The organism is Bordetella genomosp. 10, from assembly GCF_002261225.1.
Lineage (GTDB): Bacteria > Pseudomonadota > Gammaproteobacteria > Burkholderiales > Burkholderiaceae_B > Bordetella_C.
The window spans coordinates 1,744,861-1,766,710 of the sequence record NZ_NEVM01000001.1 but is presented as its reverse complement, the minus strand read 5'-3'; the positions used below and the strand labels follow the sequence as shown (position 1 = coordinate 1,766,710).

At 69.3% G+C, this 21,850-nt stretch carries 21 protein-coding genes; 11 read left to right on the top strand and 10 right to left on the bottom strand.

What is annotated here, in order from left to right:
* Positions 1 to 41: 41 nt before the first annotated feature.
* Together CAL29_RS07760 and CAL29_RS07755 are read right to left on the bottom strand one after the other, a co-directional pair.
* Positions 42 to 1,025 (bottom strand): Bug family tripartite tricarboxylate transporter substrate binding protein, encoded by a 984-nt coding sequence (locus CAL29_RS07760; protein ID WP_094852316.1) that lies wholly within the window; start codon positions 1,023 to 1,025, stop codon positions 42 to 44.
* A 120-nt stretch (positions 1,026 to 1,145) separates the two neighbouring features.
* On the bottom strand, positions 1,146 to 2,615 hold the full coding sequence (locus CAL29_RS07755; protein ID WP_094852315.1) for an aldehyde dehydrogenase family protein: 1,470 nt from the start codon (positions 2,613 to 2,615) through the stop codon (positions 1,146 to 1,148).
* Between the two features lie 216 nt (positions 2,616 to 2,831).
* On the opposite strand from CAL29_RS07755, the gene CAL29_RS07750 reads away from it, so the two are divergent.
* Positions 2,832 to 3,767 (top strand): LysR family transcriptional regulator, encoded by a 936-nt coding sequence (locus tag CAL29_RS07750; protein WP_094852314.1) that lies wholly within the window; start codon positions 2,832 to 2,834, stop codon positions 3,765 to 3,767.
* Entirely contained in the window at positions 3,764 to 4,147 is a 384-nt protein-coding gene (locus tag CAL29_RS07745) for a GFA family protein (protein WP_256977253.1), read from the top strand. Before CAL29_RS07750 ends, CAL29_RS07745 begins: the two co-directional genes overlap by 4 nt.
* Positions 4,148 to 4,155: 8 nt before the next feature.
* Here CAL29_RS07745 and CAL29_RS07740 read toward each other — a convergent pair whose 3' ends face one another.
* On the bottom strand, positions 4,156 to 5,820 hold the full coding sequence (locus tag CAL29_RS07740) for a rhodanese-like domain-containing protein (protein ID WP_094852313.1): 1,665 nt from the start codon (positions 5,818 to 5,820) through the stop codon (positions 4,156 to 4,158).
* A gap of 349 nt (positions 5,821 to 6,169) precedes the next feature.
* On the opposite strand from CAL29_RS07740, the gene CAL29_RS07735 reads away from it, so the two are divergent.
* The 6 genes from CAL29_RS07735 to CAL29_RS07710 are packed head-to-tail and all read left to right on the top strand — an operon-like array spanning position 6,170 to position 11,675.
* Positions 6,170 to 6,583 carry an NUDIX domain-containing protein gene (locus CAL29_RS07735; protein WP_179283943.1) on the top strand — a complete coding sequence of 138 codons (414 nt, stop codon included), beginning with the start codon at positions 6,170 to 6,172 and terminating at the stop codon, positions 6,581 to 6,583.
* Positions 6,584 to 6,588: 5 nt separating this feature from the next.
* Positions 6,589 to 7,338 carry an FkbM family methyltransferase gene (locus CAL29_RS07730; protein ID WP_094852311.1) on the top strand — a complete coding sequence of 250 codons (750 nt, stop codon included), beginning with the start codon at positions 6,589 to 6,591 and terminating at the stop codon, positions 7,336 to 7,338.
* Positions 7,339 to 8,409: an aminoglycoside phosphotransferase gene (locus CAL29_RS07725; RefSeq protein ID WP_256977252.1), complete on the top strand. Its 1,071-nt coding sequence runs from the start codon at positions 7,339 to 7,341 to the stop codon at positions 8,407 to 8,409.
* Complete coding sequence (locus CAL29_RS07720; RefSeq protein WP_256977250.1) at positions 8,402 to 9,403, top strand: radical SAM protein; 1,002 nt, start codon at positions 8,402 to 8,404, stop codon at positions 9,401 to 9,403. The genes CAL29_RS07725 and CAL29_RS07720 overlap by 8 nt, the downstream gene beginning before the upstream one ends.
* Entirely contained in the window at positions 9,400 to 10,470 is a 1,071-nt protein-coding gene (locus CAL29_RS07715) for an asparagine synthase-related protein (protein ID WP_094852310.1), read from the top strand. Before CAL29_RS07720 ends, CAL29_RS07715 begins: the two co-directional genes overlap by 4 nt.
* Positions 10,467 to 11,675 (top strand): glycosyltransferase, encoded by a 1,209-nt coding sequence (locus tag CAL29_RS07710; RefSeq protein ID WP_094852309.1) that lies wholly within the window; start codon positions 10,467 to 10,469, stop codon positions 11,673 to 11,675. The genes CAL29_RS07715 and CAL29_RS07710 overlap by 4 nt, the downstream gene beginning before the upstream one ends.
* On the opposite strand, the gene CAL29_RS07705 is transcribed toward CAL29_RS07710, so the two are convergent.
* The gene (locus CAL29_RS07705; protein ID WP_094852308.1) at positions 11,632 to 12,321 is read right to left on the bottom strand and encodes a cephalosporin hydroxylase family protein; all 690 of its coding nucleotides are present in this window, start codon (positions 12,319 to 12,321) and stop codon (positions 11,632 to 11,634) included. The two genes, CAL29_RS07710 and CAL29_RS07705, sit on opposite strands and share 44 nt — an antisense overlap.
* On the opposite strand from CAL29_RS07705, the gene CAL29_RS07700 reads away from it, so the two are divergent.
* Positions 12,320 to 13,480 (top strand): phosphotransferase family protein, encoded by a 1,161-nt coding sequence (locus CAL29_RS07700; protein WP_094852307.1) that lies wholly within the window; start codon positions 12,320 to 12,322, stop codon positions 13,478 to 13,480. The two genes, CAL29_RS07705 and CAL29_RS07700, sit on opposite strands and share 2 nt — an antisense overlap.
* Here CAL29_RS07700 and CAL29_RS07695 read toward each other — a convergent pair.
* From CAL29_RS07695 to CAL29_RS07680, 4 genes are all read right to left on the bottom strand, one after another.
* Positions 13,396 to 13,992: a polysaccharide deacetylase family protein gene (locus tag CAL29_RS07695; protein ID WP_094852306.1), complete on the bottom strand. Its 597-nt coding sequence runs from the start codon at positions 13,990 to 13,992 to the stop codon at positions 13,396 to 13,398. The two genes, CAL29_RS07700 and CAL29_RS07695, sit on opposite strands and share 85 nt — an antisense overlap.
* Positions 13,993 to 14,110: 118 nt before the next feature.
* Entirely contained in the window at positions 14,111 to 15,100 is a 990-nt protein-coding gene (locus CAL29_RS07690) for a Bug family tripartite tricarboxylate transporter substrate binding protein (RefSeq protein ID WP_094852305.1), read from the bottom strand.
* A 131-nt stretch (positions 15,101 to 15,231) separates the two neighbouring features.
* Complete coding sequence (locus CAL29_RS07685) at positions 15,232 to 16,107, bottom strand: amidohydrolase family protein (protein WP_179283942.1); 876 nt, start codon at positions 16,105 to 16,107, stop codon at positions 15,232 to 15,234.
* Positions 16,108 to 16,121: 14 nt separating this feature from the next.
* Positions 16,122 to 16,916 carry a class II aldolase/adducin family protein gene (locus CAL29_RS07680; RefSeq protein WP_094852303.1) on the bottom strand — a complete coding sequence of 265 codons (795 nt, stop codon included), beginning with the start codon at positions 16,914 to 16,916 and terminating at the stop codon, positions 16,122 to 16,124.
* 159 nt (positions 16,917 to 17,075) lie between these two features.
* On the opposite strand from CAL29_RS07680, the gene gcvA reads away from it, so the two are divergent.
* Together gcvA and murJ are read left to right on the top strand one after the other, a co-directional pair.
* A complete protein-coding gene (gcvA, locus tag CAL29_RS07675) occupies positions 17,076 to 17,978 on the top strand; it encodes a transcriptional regulator GcvA (RefSeq protein WP_094852302.1) in 903 nt (300 codons plus the stop codon).
* A gap of 26 nt (positions 17,979 to 18,004) precedes the next feature.
* On the top strand, positions 18,005 to 19,582 hold the full coding sequence (gene murJ / locus CAL29_RS07670; RefSeq protein ID WP_179283941.1) for a murein biosynthesis integral membrane protein MurJ: 1,578 nt from the start codon (positions 18,005 to 18,007) through the stop codon (positions 19,580 to 19,582).
* Positions 19,583 to 19,591: 9 nt separating this feature from the next.
* Here the strand turns inward: murJ and CAL29_RS07665 are convergent, their stop codons facing one another.
* A complete protein-coding gene (locus CAL29_RS07665) occupies positions 19,592 to 20,569 on the bottom strand; it encodes a hydroxyacid dehydrogenase (RefSeq protein WP_094852301.1) in 978 nt (325 codons plus the stop codon).
* A complete protein-coding gene (locus CAL29_RS07660; RefSeq protein WP_094852300.1) occupies positions 20,569 to 21,846 on the bottom strand; it encodes a Zn-dependent hydrolase in 1,278 nt (425 codons plus the stop codon). The genes CAL29_RS07665 and CAL29_RS07660 overlap by 1 nt, the downstream gene beginning before the upstream one ends.
* Positions 21,847 to 21,850 lie beyond the last annotated feature (4 nt).

The following is a 21,850-nucleotide window of genomic DNA, read 5'->3' as shown; positions in this document are numbered from 1 at the left end:
TCGATGGCCGCTGCCGATGCGTGGGAATAAGCGCGTCCGGCTTATTCCGCCTGGATCCCGGCGTTGCGTATCACGGCGCCCCACTTCCTGATCTGGCCCTCGAAGAAGGCCTGGAAGTCCTGGACGGAGCCGCCCACGGGTTCGACGCCCTGGTCGGCGAACACTTTCTTCACGTCGGGCGATTGCAGGGCCTTGTTGAGCACCTCGTTCAATGCCGAGACGATGGCCGGCGGCGTGCCCGCCGGGGCGGCCAGCCCGTACCACACCGCCACGCTGAAGTCGGGATAGCCCTGTTCGGCCACCGTCGGCACGTCGGGCGCCAGCGCCGAGCGCTTCTCGCTGGTCACCCCCAGCGCGCGCATCTTCCCCGCCAGGATGTGAGGCAGGACGTTGGGACTGTTGTCGAACATGATGTCGACCTGGCCGCCGAGCAGGTCGGTCACCATCGGCGCGCTGCCCTTGTAGGGCACCTGGACCAGGGACACCTTGGCCTGCTGTTCGAAATAGATCATGGTCAGGTGATTGGACGTGCCCGTGCCGGCGGTCGCATAGTTCATCCTGCCGGGCCGCTCCTTGGCTTCCTTGACGAAGTCCGCCAGCGACTTGATCGGCGACGATGCCTTCACCACCAGGAAGTTGGGCGTCTGCGCGCCGACGATGATGGGCGCGAAATCCTTCGCGTCGTAGGGCAGCTTCTTGTAGAGAAACTGGTTGGCCACCAGCGGGAAGCCGACGATGGTCAGCGTATAGCCGTCCGGCGCGGCGCGCGCGCCCTGCTCCGTGCCCACGATGGTGCCCGCGCCCGGCTTGTTCTCCACGATGAAGGGCTGCTTGAAGGCTTCCTGCAGCTTCTTGGCGAACAGCCGCGCCATGGTGTCGTTGAAACCGCCCGGCGTGTACGGCACGATGATGCGGACGGCCTTGTCCGGATAGGCCGCCCGGGCCGCGCCGGCCGTCGTCAAGGCCACCACGCCCATCAGGGCGGCAAGGCCCGCGAGCCAGAACTTCTCCATGCGCTTCTTCATATCGCTTCGTCTCCTCGATTGCGGACCGTCGCCGCGGTCCTGTCTTGTGTCTGTCTTGTGTATTCGTGCGTGTTTGGGCGTGTTTGCGCGTATTTGCGCGCCCCGCGGCGCCCGCCGCGCCTACGTCGTGCGCGGGACCACGCCCGCTTCCTGGTAGATGTGCTTGATTTCCATGAAATCGATCAGGGCGTCGTAGCCGTGCAGGCGGCCGATGCCGCTGCGCCGGTAGCCGCCGGTCTCGGCCTCGGCGAACAGCTTGTTGTGGTCGTTCAGCCAGACCGTGCCGTTGCGCAAGGCGCGGGCGACGCGCATGCCGCGCGCGCCGTCGTGCGTCCACACGCTCGCCGACAGGCCGTAGTCGGTATGGTTGGCGCGCGCCACGGCTTCGGCTTCGTCCTCGAAGCGCTCCAGCACCAGCAGCGGGCCGAAGATTTCTTCCTGCACGAAGAAGGCGTGCGTATCGCGATGCGCGACCAGGGTCGGCGAGACGAAGCAGCCCGCGGCCAGCTCGCCGTCCAGCCGGCGCCCGGCCAGCACGACTTCGTCGGCCGCCTGTTGCGCGGCTTCTATCCGCGCCTGCACCGCCGCGGCCGCGGCGGGATCGATCAGCGGTCCGATCTGCGCGCCCGGCGCATTCCCCGGCGCCACGCGCAGGGCCGCCAGGGCGTCCCGCAAGGCCGTCTTCATTTCCTCGTAGCGCGATCCATGGACGAGAACGCGGCGCGCCGCCGTGCACTGCTGGCCCGAGATGATGGTGGCGGCCGCGGCCAGGCGCGGCGCGGCCCATTGCACGTCCACGTCGCCGAACACGAGGCAGCAGGATTTTCCGCCCAGCTCCAGGGACAGTTTCTTCATGGTGGGCGCGGCCGCCGCCATGATGCGCTGCCCCACCGCGTTGGAGCCGGTGAAGCTGATCACCTCCACGTCGGCCGACGCCACCAGGGCCTGCGCCGCCGCGCTGCCGCTTTCGGTCAGCAGGTTGACCGCGCCGGCCGGCACGTCCGCGTCCTCGACCAGGGGCGCCACCAGGGCGGCGCTCAACCCCGCCGTCTGCCAGGCCGACTTGATGACCGCCGTGCAGCCGGCGGCCAGCGCGGGCGCCAGGGCGCGGATCAGCAGCACGGCGGGCGCGTTCCAGGGAATGATGAGCCCGGCCACGCCGGCGGCTTCCCTCAGCAGCGTGGCGAACGCGCCCGGCTCGACTTCGAGGACGTGGCCGGGGATATGGCGGGTCAAGCCGGCGTAATAGCGGATCTCGGATATCGCGCCGGCGATCTCGCCGCGCGATTGAGCCAGCACCTTGCCGTTTTCGAGCGTCAACCGGTCGGCCAGTTGCGCGGCCCGCCGTTCGAGCCGGTCGGCCCAGCGCAACATGGCCATCTGGCGCACCCGCGGGCTCTGCGCCCAAGCCGTCTCGAAGAAGGCCCGGCGCGCGGCCGCGATGGCGGCCTCGGCGTCTTCCGCGCCGCTGTCGGCGTAGCGCCCCGCCAGTTCGCCGGTGGCGGGATCGCGCCGTTCGCCGACGCGGCCGCCGAGCGCGGGCGCCCACTGTCCCGCGATCGAATTCAAGGCAATATCGGCGGCGTTCATGCGGACCTGTCTCCTGGTCGACGGGCCTGCGGGCCCGCTCTTTTGATGTTCGCCAGTCTAGGGGAGGACGCCGCCAATATCACGCCAGTTAATCTTTAATTATCTGCTCCATCACATAAACTGATAATATCGACCGCGGATCCAGGCGCCTCCCCGGGGCTGGCCCTGGACGCGGGGCGCCTCCCGGCGCATCACGCCACGAGACCGGCAACACCCATGGAACTGCGACAGATCCAGTACTTCATATGCCTGTACGAGGAGGGCACCGTGACGCGCGCGGCGCGGCGGCTCAATATCGTGCAGCCCGCGCTGAGCATGCAGATGGCGCGCCTGGAGGAGGAAATCGGCCGCAAGCTGTTCGAGCGCAGCCAGCAGGGCATGCGGCCGACGGCGGCGGCGCGGCAGATGTACCGCACCTTCCTGCCCATCATGCGCGACTTCACGCACGCCCGCGACCAGCTCCTGCGCACCGATGGCGAACTCAAGGGCCACGTCAACGTCGGCATGATCGCGTCCATCGCCCAAGGGGTGCTGTCGGACGCCATCGAGGAGTTCGCCGCCCAGCACGCCAAGGTCACCATCACGGTCACTGATGGGTACAGCGCCACCCTGGGAGACCTGGTCGCCGGCGGCCAGCTCGACGCCGCCTTCATCAACAAGCCGCGCCGTCCCCTGTCCCTGGCGGTCGAGCATATCGTCGACGAGGACCTGGTGCTGGTGACCGGCAGCGCGCACGGGCACGAGCTGGGCCAGACCGTGCCCCTGCGCGAGGCCGCCATGCTCGACCTGGCGCTGCCGACGCGCCGGCACGGCCTGCGCGGCATCCTCGAAAGCTTCGCGCAGGCCGAGGACATTGACCTGTCGCCGACCTATGAAATGGATTCGATCGTTTCCATCATCAAGCTGGTCGAACGCACCGCCTACGCCACCCTGCTGCCGCGCGTCGCCGTGCGCAACCGCGTGCAGCGCGGCCGGCTGCGGCTGCATGAAGTGTCGTCGCCGCACCTGTTCCGCCAGGTCGTCTGCGTCACGCATCCCCGGCGGGCGCTGAGCGCGGAAGCGGCGGCATTCATGGAAGTGATGACCCGCCATGTCCGCGGCCTGTCCGCGCCGCTCAGGCCGCACGCGGCCCCTGCCGATCGCCCCCTATGACCATGAAAACCTACCAAGGCTCCTGTCACTGCAAGGCCGTCCGCTTCGAGATCGACGCGGACATCGACCACGTGCGCGCCTGCGATTGTTCCGTCTGCCGCCGGCGCGGGGCGCTGATATTCCGCGTGGCGCCGGAGGCGTTCCGCCTGCTCACGCCGCTGGAGAACCTGTCGGTCTACCGCTGGGGTAGCATGACCGGCGCGGATTATTTCTGTCCGGCCTGCGGCATCCTGCCCTTCCGCAAGCCCAGCCATCCCACCGCCGCGGAGGCCGCGGCGGGGATGCAGCCGTTCCCGGGCTGGGCGGTCAATACCCGCTGCCTGGACGGCTTCGATCCCGACAGCGTGCCGGTGGTGAAGATCCACGGCAGCCGGCTATGAAGCAAGGGCTATGAAGCAGAGGCTCCGGACTGCCGCGGCTCGGCGCGCAACGAACCCTTCAGGTTGATCCCCACGCGCGGCTCGCGTTCCAGTTGCGCCACCAGGCCGATTTCCCAATCGAGATAGGCCCGGAACTTGGCGTCGCGCTCGGCGAGATCGCGGTAGACATAGGGGCCGTACCAGGTGTCCTCCTCGCCCGTCTCGATGCCCTCGCGGCCGGCGCCGGTTTCCAGGCCGGCGTCGAACCAGGCCCGGTTGCCGCCGCGCAGCGTATGCACCGCCCGTCCTTCGGATTGCAATTCCCGCGCCACGCTGTGGGCCAGCAGGCCGTCGGCCGAGGTCAGCACGACTCGCGTCGCCGCGGGCAGCGCGGCGAGCGTCCTCTCCAGCGCATGCGCGCCGACGAAGCGCGCGCCGGCGATGTGCCTGCGCGCATAGGCCACGCTGTTTTCGATGTCGAACACGGCGGTATCGCCCTCTTCCAGCCACCTCGCCAATTCGGTCGGCGCCACGGCCGGCGCGTCCTCCACGTGGGCGCGCAGCACGCGCACGGGCTCCTCGCCGGTCTCCAGCGCCGCGCCCGGCCGCAAGGTGACGGGATAGATGTGGACCTGGAATGCGCCCAATTGCGCCAGCCAGGCCGCCGTGGTCAGCGCCCGCACGCCATCCCAATCGGCCAGCACGATGTGCGCGCCCCGGGTCGCCGCGTATTCGTCCGTCGCCTGCACCAACTGGCCGCCCGGCGCCCAGCGCCAGCCCGGCAGATGACCGGCCAGATACTCCTGGCGGTCGCGCACGTCGAAGCGATACACCGTCCGCCCCGGCTGCGACAACAGGCGCTGCAAGCCGGCATCGTCGAGGCGATCGACGCCGGCGCGGCTGGCTACTCGTTCCGCGCGCGCCCGGGCCTCGGCCAGCGTCCGCGCCGAGGGCGCGGGCGCCGGACGGATCTTGCCGTGGTCCAGGGTGTCGCCGTTCAGCAGCCAGGCCATCGTGCCGTCGCGCAGGGACACCACTTCGTTGGGTATCCCCGCGTTGATCAAGGTCTGCGCGCCCACGATGCTGCGCGTGCGGCCGGCGCAGTTGACCACCACCAGCGTGTCGGGATCCGGGGCCACTTCGCCGATGCGATAGACCAGTTCGGCGCCGGGCAGACTGTACGCGCCGGGAATGCTGAAATTGGCGAACTCCTCGGGGGTGCGGCTGTCGACCACCACCAGCTTGTCCCCTCGCCGCAGGCGCTGCTTGAGGTCGGCGGCGTCGATCCACGGCGTGCCCAGCTCGTGCTCCAGCACTTCGCCGAAGGCCTTGCTCAGGACGTTGGTGCCGCTGAACAATTGCTGGCCGGCCGCCTGCCACCCCGCGATGCCGCCCTGTAGCAGGGCCACGCGCGTATAGCCCAGCACGGCCAGCTTGCGCGCCGCGCGCCCGGCCAGTCCATCGTCGTCGTCGACCAGCACCAGTTGCGTATCGCGGCGCGGCGCCAGGCGATCGATTTCCAGCTCCAGGCTCCAATAGGACGCCGAGGCGGACAACAGCAGATGCCCGCGCGCATAGACGCCATGGGGACGGACGTCCAGGACGGCCAGCTCGTCGGCGGCGCCCAGCAGGCCGAGCAAGTCCTTGGGCGTGAGGACGGCAGGGGAAGAAGAGGACGGCGAGGCTTGGGTCATGGGCGATTCCGTAGGGCGGACAGACAAGGGGGATGACGATGTCCGAGGATGATAGGCAGCCTTCGCGCCCGCGCAAAAGACCGACTGCGCATATGTTTAAGGCGCTGTTCAAGGTGCTTGTTCAAGGTGCCTGTGTAAGGTGCTTGTTCAAGGTGCTGTTCAAAGCTCGAGGCGCCGGGGCGGCAAGCGGCCGCCCGGCAAGGCCGCCGGCGGGTAGCCGGTTCAGGCGAATTTGAACGCGCGCGGGATTCCGGCGAAACTAGCGCGTGTCCCGGCGGGAGGCGCCGGCGCGGCGACGCGCGTGTCCGGCCCCCTCCCCTGTCGAGCCCCGTTTCCAGGATCCGCAGCCTTGATCACCAACATCAGCATTCTCGTCCGCGACCGCGCCGGCCGCGCCCTCCTGCAAATGCGCGACAGCGCGGCCACCCTGGGCCCGCTGTGCTGGAGCTTCTGGGGCGGCTCGGTGGAGCCGGAGGACGCGGACCACACGCACACCGCGTCGCGCGAGCTGGAAGAAGAACTGGGCATCGCCGCCAGCCCGGCCGAGTTCATCGAGATCGGCCGGCGCACCGGCGGCGACGGCCAGGAAGCGCCCTTGATGCTGCTCCCCCGCCCCGTCGAATGGGGCGACTTCCGCGTCCTGGAGGGCGCGGGCGCCGGCTATTTCACGTTGCCGGAGATCCGGCAGCTACCGGTCACCCGTTCGCTGGCCTGGTACCTGGCCCATCGCGCCGACGTGTTTCTCCCTTCCCAAGGCGGCTGATTTCCATGCAGGAGATGCCGCCCCCGCTGGACCTGTCCGGCCTCGCCCCAAGCCTGTACGCGCAGGGCACGGAAGAAAGCATCCTCGCCCGCCTGATGGAACGCATCGCGCCGGCCAACCGCTATTGCGTCGACATCGGCGCCAGCGACGGGCTGCGCAACAGCAATACGGCGCTGCTGCTGCGCGAACAGGGTTGGCAAGGCCTGCTGGTCGAAGGCAGCGCCTACCGCTACGGCAAGCTGCGGGACCATTACGGCGCGGCCGCCAACGTCCGCTTGCGCCAGGAACAGGTCCAGCCCGACCGCATCGACGCGCTGCTGGCCGAGGCCGGCGTCCCCGCGGACTTCGACCTGCTTTCCATCGACATCGACGGCAACGACTACTGGGTCTGGCGCGGGCTGACGGCTTTCCGTCCGCTCATCGTCGTCATCGAATACAACCCCTACTACGCGCCGCCCGAGCGCTGGGTCATGCGCTTCAATCCCGAACATGCCTGGGACGGTTCGACCTACTACGGCGCCAGCCTGGCGTCGCTCCATCGCCTGGGCAAGGCCAAGGGGTATGAACTGGCGTGCTGCGACGACATGGGCAACAACGCCTTCTTCGTCCGGCAGGACCTGTATCCGCGGCTCGGCATCGCGGACAACAGCCCCTTGGCGCTGTTCCGTCCCGCCATGTACAAGCTGCGCTACGTCGGCAACAACACTTTCCTGACCGGCCACCCCTATCGGTACGGGCCGGCCGAAGCCATCTGAATGGACCTTACCCGCTCCCGGCTCGAGGAAATCCGTGCGGCGTATGGGCTGCGGCCGGGTGCTGCCGAGTCGGACCTCGATAGGCCGGCCATTGCGTCGGGCGGCGATCCGTCGGGCGCGGCCGGCCGCCGCGTCAGCGAGCGCGTATGGCGCCTGTCGACCTCCACCGGCGACGTGGCCGTCAAGCTCTATGCCGAGGACCAGCTCGCCAGGGCGGCGAAGGAAGCCGCGCTGGTCGCCCACCTGAACGTCCATGACGATCCCCGCTTTCGCGTCCAGTCCCTGCTGCGCACGGCGGCCGGCGCGCCGCTGTGGACGGGGCCGCGCGCCCGCGCGATGGTCACCGCCTGGGCGCCGGGCCGCGCCAGGACGTACGACACCTACACGCCGCCCGAATGGGCCGCGCTCGGCGCCGGCCTGGCCGCGCTGCACGCCAGCCTGGAACACTACCAGGGTCCCCTGCCGGACACGCTGCGGGCGCGCCTGGCGGCGATCGATGCCGACGAAGCCCGGCGCGAGCTCGCCGCCGCGCCCCGCCGCGCGCCAGCCCACGCGGACAGGCAAGCGCTGCAAGCCTATGCCGATGCCTGCCTGCGCCTGATCGACCAACACTATCCGGGCAGCCTGGCAGCCTTCCCCACGGACGATCCGCAGCATCCGATCCACAACGACTACAACCAATTCAACTATCTGTTCGGCGCGACCCTGCCGCCGCTCATCCTCGACTGGGAAGCCGCCATCGGCGCGCCGCGCGAGTACGAAGTGGTGCGCTGCCTCAATCACCTGCCCCTGGAGGCGCCGGCGCTGGCCGCGGAATTCGTGCACGCCTATGCGCGGGTGCGGCCGCTGCGCGTCGAGCGGGTGGCCTGGGCGGTCGACGCGGCCTGCCTGCAGCATGGGCTCAAGCGCTGGATGCTGCAGGGCTGGCTGTCCGACCCGGCGCGCTTCGCCACCCACCTGCAAGGCGCCATGCGCATGGTCGCCGTCATGGCCGGCGCGCGCGCCGAGCTGATCGATTTCTTTTCCCGCCGTATCGAGGAAGGAAACCGGCAAGGAAACCACCGTGAATAGCCACTCGACCAGTCCCGCGCCCCAGCCGCTCCCGGCCGCCCGCCAGCATGTCTTTCCGCCGCCGATGGACCGCCACTACCCGGTGGAGGCGGGCCGCATACGGACGCGCTCGCTGGAAGCGCACATCGTCGACCACTGCAACCTGACATGCGCCGAGTGCTGCTCCCTGTCGCCCCTGCTGCCGGCCTGGCATGCCAGCCCCGACTCGATCGCCGGCGACCTGCGCACGGCCGCCAAGGTCCTGAAGCCCGGCGTCTTCAAGCTGGTCGGCGGCGAACCGCTGCTGCATCCGCAACTGGTCGATCTCATCCACGCCGTGCGGGAAACCGGCATCGCCCCCGTCGTCTCCGTCACCACCAACGGCCTGAAACTGGGCGACATGCCGGACGCGTTCTGGCAGGCCGTCGATGCCCTGACCATCTCGCGCTATCCGCGGCCGCGCCTGGCGCCGGATCTCATCGCGCACATCGAGGCGCGGGCGGCCGCGCACGCGGTGCGCCTGAACTGGAAGATGCAGAACGAGTTCAGCAATATGACGCGCGCGCAGCCCGATGCCGACATGGCCGAGGCCCGGCGCATCTATCGCGACTGCTGGATACGCGAACGCTGCCATATGATCCGCGACGGCATGTTCTATACCTGTACGCGCCCGGCGCATTTCCACACGCTGTACCAGGGCAGCCGTGACTTCCACGCCGACGGGCTGCGCTTGCGCGACGACCCGGGCATGCTGGACGACATGCTGGCCTATCTTTACCGCGAGGAACCGCTGCGGGCCTGCCTGGAGTGCCACGGCGGCAGCGCGCCGCAGGCGCCGCACCGGATCATGAAGCGCATGGAGGTCATGGCCTTGAAAGCCCACTACGGACAGCAGGACGGTGCCCCATCGTCCGGGCCAGACGCGCCCGCGGACGGGAAACAAGACCCGCCGCGAAACGCGATGCATGACGCGGCGCGATGCGCGTCCCGGCACGAGGCGGGCAAGGCATCATGATCGTCGCCACGCGGGACGAATTCGGTTTCCGGCGGATATTCCACCCCGCCCAGGGCGGCATCGCGTCCGACGGCATCCAGCGCCTGCTGCGGGAAGCGGGCCTGCCGGCCGGCGCGCCCGACGTCGCGGCGATCCGGGGCTACCTCAGCGGCGAGCGCCTGGCGGACCGCACCGTGCTGCGCGACATCCGCGCCGTTCCCCCCGGCCATTCCCTGCTGCTGACGCCGCAAGGCTGGTCCCTGCGCGCGGCGCCCAACGTGGCCGAGCGCGGCGAGCTGGAAGACGCCTTGCGCGCCTCCCTGCAACGCGCCCTGGACAGCGGCAAACGCGTGGCGCTGGCGCTCAGCGGCGGCCTGGACTCCGCGTTGCTGCTCGCGCTGCTGCGAGAGCTGGGCGTCCAGCGCAGCATTCCGTCCTATATCCTGGTCTCCGACCTGCCCGATTACTGCGAGCGGGACACGGCGCTGGACATCGCCGACCGCCTGGGCGCCCGCGTGAAGCTGGTGCGGGTGCGCGGCGAGGATTTCGTATCGGCGCTTCCCGACGCCACGCGCAGCGTCGAGGAACCCATGTTCAACCTGCATCCCGTCGCCAAGCTGCTACTGGCCCGGGCCATGGCGGCGGACGGCATCGGCGTCGCCATCACCGGAGACGGCGCGGACCAGGTCATGCGCCGCGACCGCTCGGCCAACTACCTGCCCTTGTGCAACGCCCTGTTCGCGGCCGCCTCCGTCACGCTGCACGCCCCCTTCCTGGACGCGGCCGTCGTCCGGCACCTGACCAGCCTGCCGCCCGATCCGGACAAGCAATGCCTGCGCGACCTCGGCGCGCGGCTGGGCCTGCCGGACCGCCTGGTGCGCGGACCCAAGCGCGGACGGCTGGCGCCCGCCATGGACTTGCGTCCGCTCGTCGCCGACGAACGCATATACGGCTTGTCCGCGGCCCTGGGCCTGCCCCGCCCGGACTTGCAGGCAGACACCGAGCGCGTGCTGTGGACCACCCTGACGCTGCTCCTGGACGCCTTGCAGGCCGACGTTTCCTCCACCTCTCCCCGTCCCGCCCCATGAAGCGCATCCTCTTCTGCGTGGTTCCCGAAAAAGGCCACCTCAATCCCTGCATCGGCCCGGCGCAGCACCTGCGCGCCGCCGGCTTCGAGGTCGCCTTCCAGGCGCCCGCCGACATCGGCGGCCAGCTCGACGCGGCCGGCGGCTTCGCGCAACTGGGACCGCGCGCAAAGCTCGAACGGCACGACATTTCCCGCGGCGCGAGCTTCGCCGCCAATATCCAGGACGCCGACTGGCTACGCAACTGGATACGCGTCCTATTGGTTGAACAAGCCCCGGCGCTGGTGGACGACATCCGCGGCGTCCTCAGGCAGTGGCGGCCGGACGTGGTTGTCATCGACCCGCTGCTCTACGCATCGGCGATCGCGGCGGCGTTGGAGGGACTGCCCTGGGTGTCGCTGTCCAACTCCCTCAACCCCGTGCTGCCGCCCGATCTCGATTCCGAGCTCCTGCGCACCGTGCGCTGGCTGGCGCCGGACCGCGACCGGCTGTTCGCGCAATATGGGCTGCAAGCGCGTTTCAACGGCTGCGACGTCCTCTCCCCCACGCTGACCCTGGCGCTGACCACCGATGCCCTGGTGGGCGAACCGCCGGCGGGCGTCCGCCTGGTCGGCCCCGCCCTGCCGGCCGGCGCGCGCGGCGACGAGGAAGACTTCCCATGGGAACGCCTGGACCCGGAGCGCCCGCTTGTCTACATGTCGCTGGGCAGCCAGCTCTACCACCAGCCCGGCATCTTCGGCAAGGTCATCGAGGCGGTGCGCGGCAAGCCCGTGCAATTGGCGTTGTCCGTGGGGGAACTGGTCGATACCGATCTCCTGCCGGACGCCGGCGAGCAGGTCATCGCGGTGCGCTACGCGCCCCAGTTGGCGCTGTTGCGCCGGACGGCGGCGTTCATCAACCACGGCGGCGCGAATTCGGTCATGGAAGCGCTGGCCTGCGGCGTCCCCATGCTGCTGTCGCCGTTCTGCAATGACCAATTCCATTCCGCCTGGTTCGTCACGCGCGCGAATGCGGGTATCCAGCTCGATCTGCGGACCGCGACCGCGGGCCAGATCGCCGACGCGCTGGACGCGCTGCTGCGCCCGGGACCGATACGCGCGAACGCCGCGCGCATCGCGGCCAGCTACCAGACGCAGGACGGATCCGCGCAGGCGGCCCGCCTGATCAGCGAACTCGCTTCAGGAAACCGCCCGGAGACAAGGTCATGATCACGCGATCCTCGATCTCGCTGTCGACCTCGAAACGATCGTCGTCCGCCAGGAAGGCGCGGACGGCCGTGGCGGGATTGTTTCCCCTGCCGTAGGGCTTGCCATGGAACATCTCCTCGGGCAGGTACTCCATGATGGTGTCCATGACCACCACATGGCTGCCGGGCGTCACGAATCCGGCATAGCACGCCAGCTCGCGCGCGACGTGGTCGTGGGTATGCGTCAGGTCGAGGATGACCAGCACCGGGCCGTCGTCCGTCATCCGTGCACGCACCGCGTCCAGGGTCGCCTGCGCGCAGGACTCGCCTTCGATCAGTTGCATGCGCTGCGCCAGGCGATGGGATTGCAGGCGCTCCCTGACCTCCGGCCGCAGGCGCGGCTCGACGGCGATGACCTGGCCCCTGTCCGTCGCCAGCGCCAGCATCGACGCCGAAAACACGACGCCGCCGCCCGCCGCGACGCCCGTCTGCACGATGTAGGCCGGGCGGACGCGCCACACCAGTTCCTGGATGGCGAGCATGTCGCCCGGCAAATGGAAGAAGCGCTCGCCCAGCCAGCGGGTGTGGAACAGGTGGTCGAACTCGGCCGCGCGCGTCAGCCATTCGATATTGATGTCCCGCATGCGGGCGGAGATGCTCTCAGACATGGTCTACGCAGCTAGTCCGGGAAGCGTGAACGCGCTGGAAGCGCTGTTGCACGCGAATTGGGGAATACGGGCGGCGCGCCTGCGGCCGCTGCCGTCCGGGCATACTAACAAAACCTGCCTGGTCGAGCTTCACGGGGACATGGGCCAGGACGCTCCCTTGATCCTGCGCGTATCGTGGCCGGGGAAATCCGCCGAGCAGGTCCAGCGCGAAGCGCGCGTCCTGGCCGCGCTCGCCTCGGCGTCCGGACTGCCCGCCGTGCCGCGCCTGCGGACGACGCTGGACGGACGGCCTTGCCTGCTCGTGGAGGACTGCTGGGTGCACCTGTTCGAGCATATTCCAGGCCGCGCCGGATTTCCGCCGGAGGATTCCAGGCATGCGACGATGGGCGAGACCGGCCATGCCGCATTCGGCACTGCGCGCACCGCAATGACCGGCGACGCCATGCGCGCGCTGGCCGGCCTGCATGCCGCGATGGCCGCCATTCCCGCGCCAGCGGAAAGCCCCGTCGCATGGCTGGCGCAACGCCACGCGCGCGTCGCGGCGCGGCCCATGCCCGCGCTGCCGGACGGCCTGGCGGCGCAATACGCCACGGTCCTGTCGCGCGCCGAGACATGCCTGGGCGCCGTGGGACAGCGTATCCCCGAACCCGTCTCCTGGCTGCATGGGGACTACCATGCGGGCAATCTGCTATTCGCCGACGACTCCGGCGCAGGCCATGTCGACGCCAGCCGCGTCGCCGGCATCCTGGACTTCGACGACGCCGGCGTCGGATCGCAATGGCTGGAGGCCGCCTTCGCCCTGTTCGCGCTGACACGCGAGGCGGCGGCGGAACATGCGTTCGTCCATGATCCGGCTGGCTGGGACAGCGGCCTGGATGTGTATGTCCGGCATTCTGTCCAGCGCGCTGTCCCGCATTCGGGCCCCGATGGCCACGCCCTGGCGGAATACTTGCGCGCGAACCGCGCAACCCTCATGACCCTCTTCTGCATCGACCAGACGCTCATACACCTGGAAGCCGCCCAGCGGAACCTATGGCAATTGGGACCGGGCATCGGATTCCTGGGATGCTGGAATCATTTGTCGAACAGCCCGCCGCCCGGCACGGCGTCCAGCAACATGCGCACCGCCTCCACCGTCGCCGGCCGCGCCTCGCCGTGACGTGAACTGTCGTGCAGGCAGATCAGCGCCCGCGCGCCGCGCGCCCGCTGCTCTTCCAGGTGCGCGCGCATGGTTTCAAACAAGACCTCGGCCGGGGGCGCGGGCCGTTGCCAGTCGTCCAGGATCAAGGTCCAGTCCGTATGCAGGCGTCCCACCCGCTCCAGCGCGTGCACGCGCGGATCCGCCGGCACGAGGCCATAGGGCAGGCGCAGCGGAATCACGGCCGGCGCCGCCACGCCCGCCTCGTGACAGGCATGACGGATCAACGCATCGGTCTTCTTGATCCCGTCGATCAACGCCGCTTCCGTCTGCGCGCCGGGCCGCGCGTGCGCGTAGGTATGATTGCCCAGCACATGCCCTTCCCTGGCCATGCGCACCGCCGTCTCCGGGTAACGCTCCAGGTTGGCGCCGAGCAGGAAGAACATCGCCCTGCACGCCCCCGCCTCCAGCACATCCAGCAGCGCCGGCGACGAAGGCCCGGGACCGTCATCGAAACTCAGGAATATCGTCATCGCCGGCCTCCCTGCCTCGCAAGCACGCGAAAGATACTCTAGCGCACTTGGGTCCGCCGGCGTAAACCCCGGCCGCCGGCGCGCCGGCGCTCGGGAGGCCCGCGACGCTCACCCCCCCCTACGACCGTGACGGCGCGGTTTCCTGGTCGATCGCGCGGTACTTTTCCACCGCACGCTTGAGCACGGCGCCGAATTCCTCGGGGCTGGCGCTGGGTTTCACTTCGATTCCCTGCTTGACCAGCACCGCGGCGGTCTCGGGTCGGCGCAGGACCGCGGCGATGGCGTTGTGCAGCTTGGCGACGATCGCCGGGGGCGTGCCGGCCGGCGCCAGGATGGCGTTGAAGGTGTCGTCCTCGTAGCCCGGCAGGCCCGCCTCGGCGATGGTCGGCACATCCGGCAGCAGCTTCGAGCGCGTCGCGGTCGTCACGCCCAAGGCGTTGAGCTTGCCCGCCTTGACGTAGACGCCCGACGTGCTCACCTGGTCGAACATGATCATGACCTGGCCGCCGACCAGGTCCGTCAGCGCTTGCGAGTTGCCCTTGTAGGACACGCTCAGCATCTTGACGCCGGCTTGCTTGCTGAAAAGCTCGGCCGCGATATAGCCCGTCGATCCCACGCCCGACGACGCGAACGAGATCTCGCCGGGATGGGCGCGCGCCCGCTCGATCAGCGCCTTGACCGTGCGCTGCGGCACGGAGGGGTGCGCCACCAGCACCATGGGGATCTGGCAGGTCTGCGTGACGGGCGCGAAATCGGCGATCGGGTCGTAGCCCGCATCGGGCACGAATTGCGGCGCCGAGACGAAGGTATTGGCGACCGCCAGCAGCGTGTAGCCGTCGGGCGCGGCGCGCGCCACCTCGCGGGTGCCGAGCAGGCCGCTGGCGCCGGGCTTATTCTCCACGATCACGGATTGGCGCAGGTCCTCGGACAAGCCCTTCGCCACCAGGCGCGCGACCAGGTCGACGGTGCCGCCCGCCGCGACGGGAACGATGATGCGTATGGGTTTATCGGGGAAATCGCCGGCGGCCTGCGCCGACGGCGACAGACAGCTCGCCGCGATGGCGAGCGCGCCGGAAAACGCGGCCAGGCCGCGCGGAAACTTGTTCATGATTGTCTCCTGATGCTTATTGTCTGCTTTATGTGGCTGTTTTATGTGGCCGCTTTATGTAGCTGCTTCATGCGTCTGTCGGACGCGGCAGCCTTGGCGTCCGGCCCTCTCCCCCCTGGGCCGGCGCGCCTTCAAAACTCGTACAGCCGCGCCGGATTGTCGACCAGCAGCTTGCGCGCCTGTCCGGGCGTTTCAGCCCATTCCAGGCAGCGCGCCATGGCCCGCGCATCGTCTTCGGCGCGAAACGGGGTGATCTGGTCGATCGGCCGCGGCTTGCCCGCCGCCGAACCCGGGTGTGGCCAGTCCGATCCCCACAGCACGCGATCCGGGTTGGCGGCGATCAGCGCGCGCGCCAGCGCCGTCGCATCCGCGTAGTCCTCCACCTGGGAAACGCGGTATGGCGCGGACAGCTTGACGTAGACCCGGCCGCTCGCCAGCGCCTCGCACAACATGTCGAAGCCCGGCTGCGCCGTCCCCAGCGCCGCCTGCGCACGCCCGAAATGATCGACCACCAGCGTCGTGGGCAAGATAGCCAGGGATCGCCCCAGCGCCGACAGCGTCGCCAGGTTCGTGAAGGTCTGCACGTGCCAGCCCAGGCTCGCCACCCGCCGCGCGGCCCAGAACAGGCGTTCATGCGCCTGCCCGGGATCGTGCTGGCCGGCCGTCTCCAGGTTCACGCGCACGCCGCGCACGCCCGCCGCGTGCATCGCGCGCAGTTCGCCGTCGGAAGTCGATTCGTCGATCACCGCCACCGCGCGCCCCGCCTCGCCCAGTCGCGCCAGCGCATTCAGCGTGCAGCGGTTGTCCGCGCCGTACGCGCTGGGCTGCACGATCACCATGCGGTCCACGCCGATACGCGCGTGCAGCGCCAGCAATTCGTCCAGCGTGGCCGCCGCCGGCGTGTAGGTCCGGTCCGCGGCCCAGGGATAATGCGTCCCGTCGTCGAAAACGTGGACGTGGCAATCGCAGGCGCCCGCATAGCGCGGCGCCGCCGTCGTTGCATTCATCTCGGCGGCTCCTCTCAGGCGGCGTAGGACGGATAGCCGCCGGGCTCGGCGTCGAGCAGGCGCAGCATCGCGTGCCATTCGAGTTCGCCGTAGGGACGGCGCGTGCCCGGCTGGTACAGGTGCGCGGCGCGCTCCAGCACCTCGTTGCCGGGCACCGCGACGTTCTCCAGGCCGCCGGCCATGGCGTCGACCTGGGCGCGACAGGACATCTCCAGTTGGTACATCAGGTTGAACGCCTGCGCGATGGACGCGCCGCATACCAACAAGCCGTGGTTGCGCAGGATCATGGCATTGTGCGAGCCGAGATCGCGGACCAGCCTTTCCTGTTCGGACAGGTCGATGGCCGGACCCTCGAACCCGTGATACGCGATATGCCCGTGGAAGCGCGACGCGGTCTGCGTGATCGGCAGCAAGCCGCTGCGCATGGCCGACACCGCCATGCCGGCGCGCGTATGCGTATGGATGACGCAGTGCACGTCCGGCCGCGCGCGATGAATGCAGCCGTGGATGACGTAGCCGGAACGATTGATGCCGTAGTCCGTGTCCGGCTTGCGCAGCACGTTGCCGTCCAGGTCGATCTCGACCAGGTTGGACGCCGTGATCTCCTTGTACAGCAAGCCGTAGAGATTGATCAGCAGGCTGCCCGCCTTGCCGGGAATCTGCGCGGTGATGTGGTTGTAGATCATGTCGGTCATGCCGTAGCGATCCATCAGCCGGTAGCAGGCCGCCAGGTTGCGGCGTGCCTCCCATTCTTCGGGCGCGACCTGCTCACGCAGCGACGGAAAGTCGGTGCCATATGGGGTGTTCATGCCTATGTCTCCTGCCCCGATAACGTAGTAAAAGTAATAATTTCGGGGTTAACCGCCCGGCGCCACCATGGCGTCCACGGCTTTATTCGTTGATCTTAGGCATCCGCGGCCCCGCACGCCATCGAGAATTTTTCAAGGCCGCATGAGCAAAGCTAATACATGAATCCGCAACTGCCTCCGCTCAACCCGCTGCGCGTCTTCGAAAGCGTCGCGCGCCACCTGAGCTTCACGGAAGCCGCGCGGGAGCTGCACATCACGCAAGGCGCCGTCAGCCACCAGATCAAGGCCCTGGAGGCCTGGCTGGGGTTCGCGCTGCTGGACCGCGCCGGCCGCCGCCTCAGCCTGACGCGCGGCGGCGAAACCTATGCGGCGTCCCTGACGCAGGCCTTCGGCCAGATCACCAGCGCCACGCGCGAACTGGTCACCACGGGCGCCAAGCAGGTGCTCACCATCCGCGGCCACACCACCCTGTTCGTGCGCTGGCTGATTCCCCTGGTGCCGGCTTTCCAGGCCGCCCATCCCGACATCAACGTGCGCCTGAGCAGCGCCGTCGAAGGCGTGGACTTCACGCGCGAGAACGCGGACATGGGCATCGTCTACGGCGACGGCCCCTGGGAGGGATTGCGCAACGACTTGCTGTTCAGCGACGCGCTGACGCCGGTCCTGGCGCCCGAGCTGGCGCGACGCCTGCCCAGCCCCTGCACCACCGAGGCGCTGCTCGCCCTGCCGCTGCTGCACTCCAACCGGCGCCCGCAGCACTGGCCGGACTGGATCCGGCTGGCCGGCGCGCACCGCGGCGTGGCGGCCGGCGACATGTACTACGAAGACCTGAGCATCATCTACCAATGCGCCACCGAAGGGCTGGGCGTCGCCCTGGGCCAGTTGCGCTACCTGGAAAAAGACCTGGCGCAAGGCAGGCTGGTGGCGCCCCATCCCCTGGTCTTGCGGCGCCCGCGCGGCTACCACCTGGTGTGCCCCGCCGCCCGCGCCGACGAGCCCAAGATCGCCTGCTTCCGCGCGTGGCTGACGGCGCGGGCGCGGGGCACCGGCGCGGCTTGCTAGAATCGCCCTATTTTCAAGGCACAGCCATGCCTCGGGTCAATAGTGGCCGCCATGCCATCCTGGTCGCCGCCGGCATTCTCTGCAGCCGGTTGATGGGATTGGTCCGGCAGCGGGTCTTTTCGCATTATTTCGGGCTTTCGGACATCGCCGACGCGTTCAGCTCGGCGCTGCGCGTGCCCAACTTTCTCCAGAACCTCTTCGGCGAGGGCGTGCTTTCCGCGTCCTTCATCCCCGTGTACGCGCGCTTGCAGGCCCAGGGCAAGGAGGAGGAAGCGAACCGCGTCGCGGGCGCCCTCGCCGCCATCCTGGCGCTGGCCATCTCGGTCATCGTGCTTATCGGCATCCTCGCCACGCCATGGCTCATCTGGGCCGTCGCCCCAGGCTACGCCGGCGAGAAGCGCGAACTCACCATTCTTCTCGTCCGCATCCTGTTTCCCGGCGTGGGCCTGCTGGTGGGCTCGGCCTGGTGCCTGGGCATCCTCAACAGCCACCGCAAGTTCTTCCTGTCCTACGCGGCCCCCGTGATCTGGAATCTTTCCATGATCGCCGCCATGGTGGCGTTCAGGCATGCCGAACTTCCCATGCTGGCCGTGTGGCTGGCCTGGGGCGCGACGCTGGGCTCGCTGCTGCAGTTCGCCATCCAGGTGCCGCCGGTCCTGCGCCTCACGGGCAGGCTGCCCCTGCGGCCGGACGGGTCCAACGCCAACGTGCGCGAAGTCATACGCAATTTCGGCTCGGTCGCCCTCAGCCGCGGCATCGTGCAGATCAGCGCCTACGTGGACCAGGCCATCTCCACCCTGCTCGGGCCGGGCGCGATGGCGGCCATGACCACCGCGGCATCGATCAATATGCTGCCCATCAGCCTGTTCGGCATGGCCATCTCGGCGTCCGAGCTGCCGGCGATGGCGCGCACCATGGGCGACCGCGTCAGCGCGGACGCGACCGCCGCGTTGCGCGGCCGCCTGAACCTGGGCATGCGCCGCATCGCGTTTTTCGTGGTGCCCTCCGCCATGGCGTTTTTCGTCCTGGGCGACGTCATCACCGCGGCGCTCTACCAATCGGGCCGCTTCACCCGCGACGACGCGGTGTTCGTCTGGGCGATCCTCGCCGGCTCGGGCATCGGCCTGCTGGCCTCGACGCTGGGCCGGCTGTATTCGTCGACCTACTACGCCTTGCTCGACCCGCGCACGCCCCTGCGCTACGCCATGGTGCGCCTGGCGCTCACCACCGCGCTGGGCCTGCTGTGCGCGCTCGTCCTGCCGCCGCTGCTGGGCATCGCGCCGCGGTGGGGCACGGTCGGCCTCACGGCGTCCGCCGGCCTCGCCGGCTGGGTCGAATTGTTCCTGCTGCGCCGCACCCTGAACCGCCGCATCGGCGCCACGGGATTGCCGCGCGCGCTGACCTTCACGCTATGGACCGCCGCCGCGCTCGCGGCCGCCGCGGCCTACGCGGTGAAGATCGCGCTCGGATGGCAGGCGCCGATCGCCCTGGCCGTCGTCGTGCTCGCGGTCTATGGCGGCCTCTACTTTCTATTGACCTACCTGGGCAAGGTGGACGAATGCCGCGCCTTCCTGGGCGGCGTGGCGCGTCGGCTGAAGCGATGAGCCCCGCGGCTACGGCGCGGCGCGCCGCCGCTCCCAGACATCCGCATTGACCAGATGTTCGGGCCGGGTCCCGCGCAGGACCTTGATCACCTGGTCCGCCACGGCCACGGCGGTGCGTTGCAGCGCCTCTTCCGTGCTGCCGCCGGCATGGGGCGCGAGCACCACCTGAGGCAGGCCGAGCAGGGGATGATCGGCGGGAGGCGGCTCTTTCGAGAACACGTCGACGCCCGCCCCGCCCAGATGACCGGAGCGCAGATGCTCCGCCAGCGCCCGTTCGTCGACCAGATCCGCGCGCGCGGTGTTGATCAGGATCGCCCCCTGCTTCATCGAGGCCAGCATCGCCCCGTCCACCAGGGGCGTGGCGCCGGTATTCGCGGGCCGGTGCAGCGTCAGGATGTCCACGCGCCGCGCCAGCGCCGCCAGGCCGTCGACCGGCTCGCAGCCGGCGGACAGGATATCCGCCGCGGGCACCGAGGGCGAATGGACGTAGACCTTCATGCCGAACCCCGCCTGCGCGATCCGCGCGACCGCGCGGCCGATCTGGCCGAGGCCGACGATGCCCAGCGTCATCCCCGACAGTTCCCGCAAGCCGGCGCCATAGCGGGCATCCCAGTTCCCGCCACGCACGGCGGCGTCGAGATAAGCCGTCCGTTTCACCAGCGCCAGGGCCATCGAGATCACCAGCTCGGCAACCGACCGGGCGTTGGCGCCCGGGGTATTCACGACCGCGATCCCCGCCGCCGTCGCCACCGGGATGGCGATCATATTGGTCCCCGCCCCATGGCTGCCGATCACGCGCAGCCGGCCGCCCAGCTTTATCGCGTCGCCGCTGAGTCCCGCATTGCGGGTGATCGCGGCGTCGCAATCCGCGATGGCCCGTCCCACATCGTCCATCGCGGCGGACGCCGGCATGACGGCCTCGATGCCGGCCTCGCGCAGAAGATCCACGCCATCCTTGTGGATGGGTTGAACGACCAGACACTTCATTATTTCTCTCCGATACTTTTTCGCCGCGGCGCGTCATCCGCCAGGATATCCGCGAGCAGGCGCGCGCCCAGCGCGAAATCGCCCAGGTCCATGGCCTCGTCCGGATTGTGGGATCCGTTTTCGTTGCGCAAGAATATCATTGCCGTCTTCACGCCCTGGTTGGCGAACACCGCCGCGTCATGGCCCGCGCCGCTGGGCATCCGCAGCGCCGGAATGCCCCGCCGCCGCGCGCAGGCGTCCAGGCCGTCGACCAGCCCGGCATCCATCACGGCGGGCTCGGAGCCGGTCCGCGCGCCGAACGCCACCCGGGTCGACGTCCTGTGCGCCACGTTTTCCGCGCGGTCGTGCAGGATCTCGTCGTAGCGGTCCAGCACTTCCCGGCTGATGCTCCTGACGTCGATGCAGCAATCCAACTCGCCCGCCACCTTGCTGAAGGCATGTTGCGCCGGATTGGTCGCCACCTTCCCCACCGTCACCACCAGGTCCTTGCCCATCTCGTCCAGCATTTCCCAGGCGGTATCGATCTCGCTCATCCAGAGCGCCGCGGCGCGGACGGCGTCGCTGCGCTTGTCGCGTCCCACGGCGCCCGAATGCGCGTACTTGCCCAGCCAGCGCATGTCCCGATATCTGAAACTGCCGCGTATTCCCGTCACGATGCCGACCGGCACGCCGGCGTCGACGAGATGGGGGCCCTGCTCAATGTGCAGCTCCACGAAGCGCTCGATGCCGGCGGCCGACAGCGCCGGCGCGCCGTAGCCTTCAGGGTCCAGGCCCAGCCCGGCCAGGTGCCGGCGCAGCGTCAGCCCCGTGTCCGATCGCTTGAGATCCAGGACGGTATTTTCGACCACGCCGAACGCCGCCTTGCTGCCGAGGTAGGAATAGGGAAACCAGGTGCTTTCCTCGGCGCGGATGCCCATGACGGTCACGTCGACATCCGGGACGTAGCCGCCGGCCCGCCAGCCGGCCAGCACGGCCAGTCCGGCGATCACGCCCGCCGCGCCGTCGAAGTTGCCGCCGACCGGCACGGAGTCCAGGTGCGAGCCCGTCATGCGCGCCGGCCCGGCGCGATCCCGGCCCGGCAATGTCAGGTAGAGATTTCCGCTGCCGTCCACGCGCGTTTCCAGGCCGTGCAGGCGGGCGCTTTCGGCGACCATGTCGTGGGCGATCTGCTCGCCCCGGCCGTAGGCGTCGCGCGTGACGCCCACGCCGTCGGTGGTCGCCGCGCGCAAGGCGTCGAACAGCCGCGCCGCCAGTTTCATGTCCGGATCGGGACTCATCGCC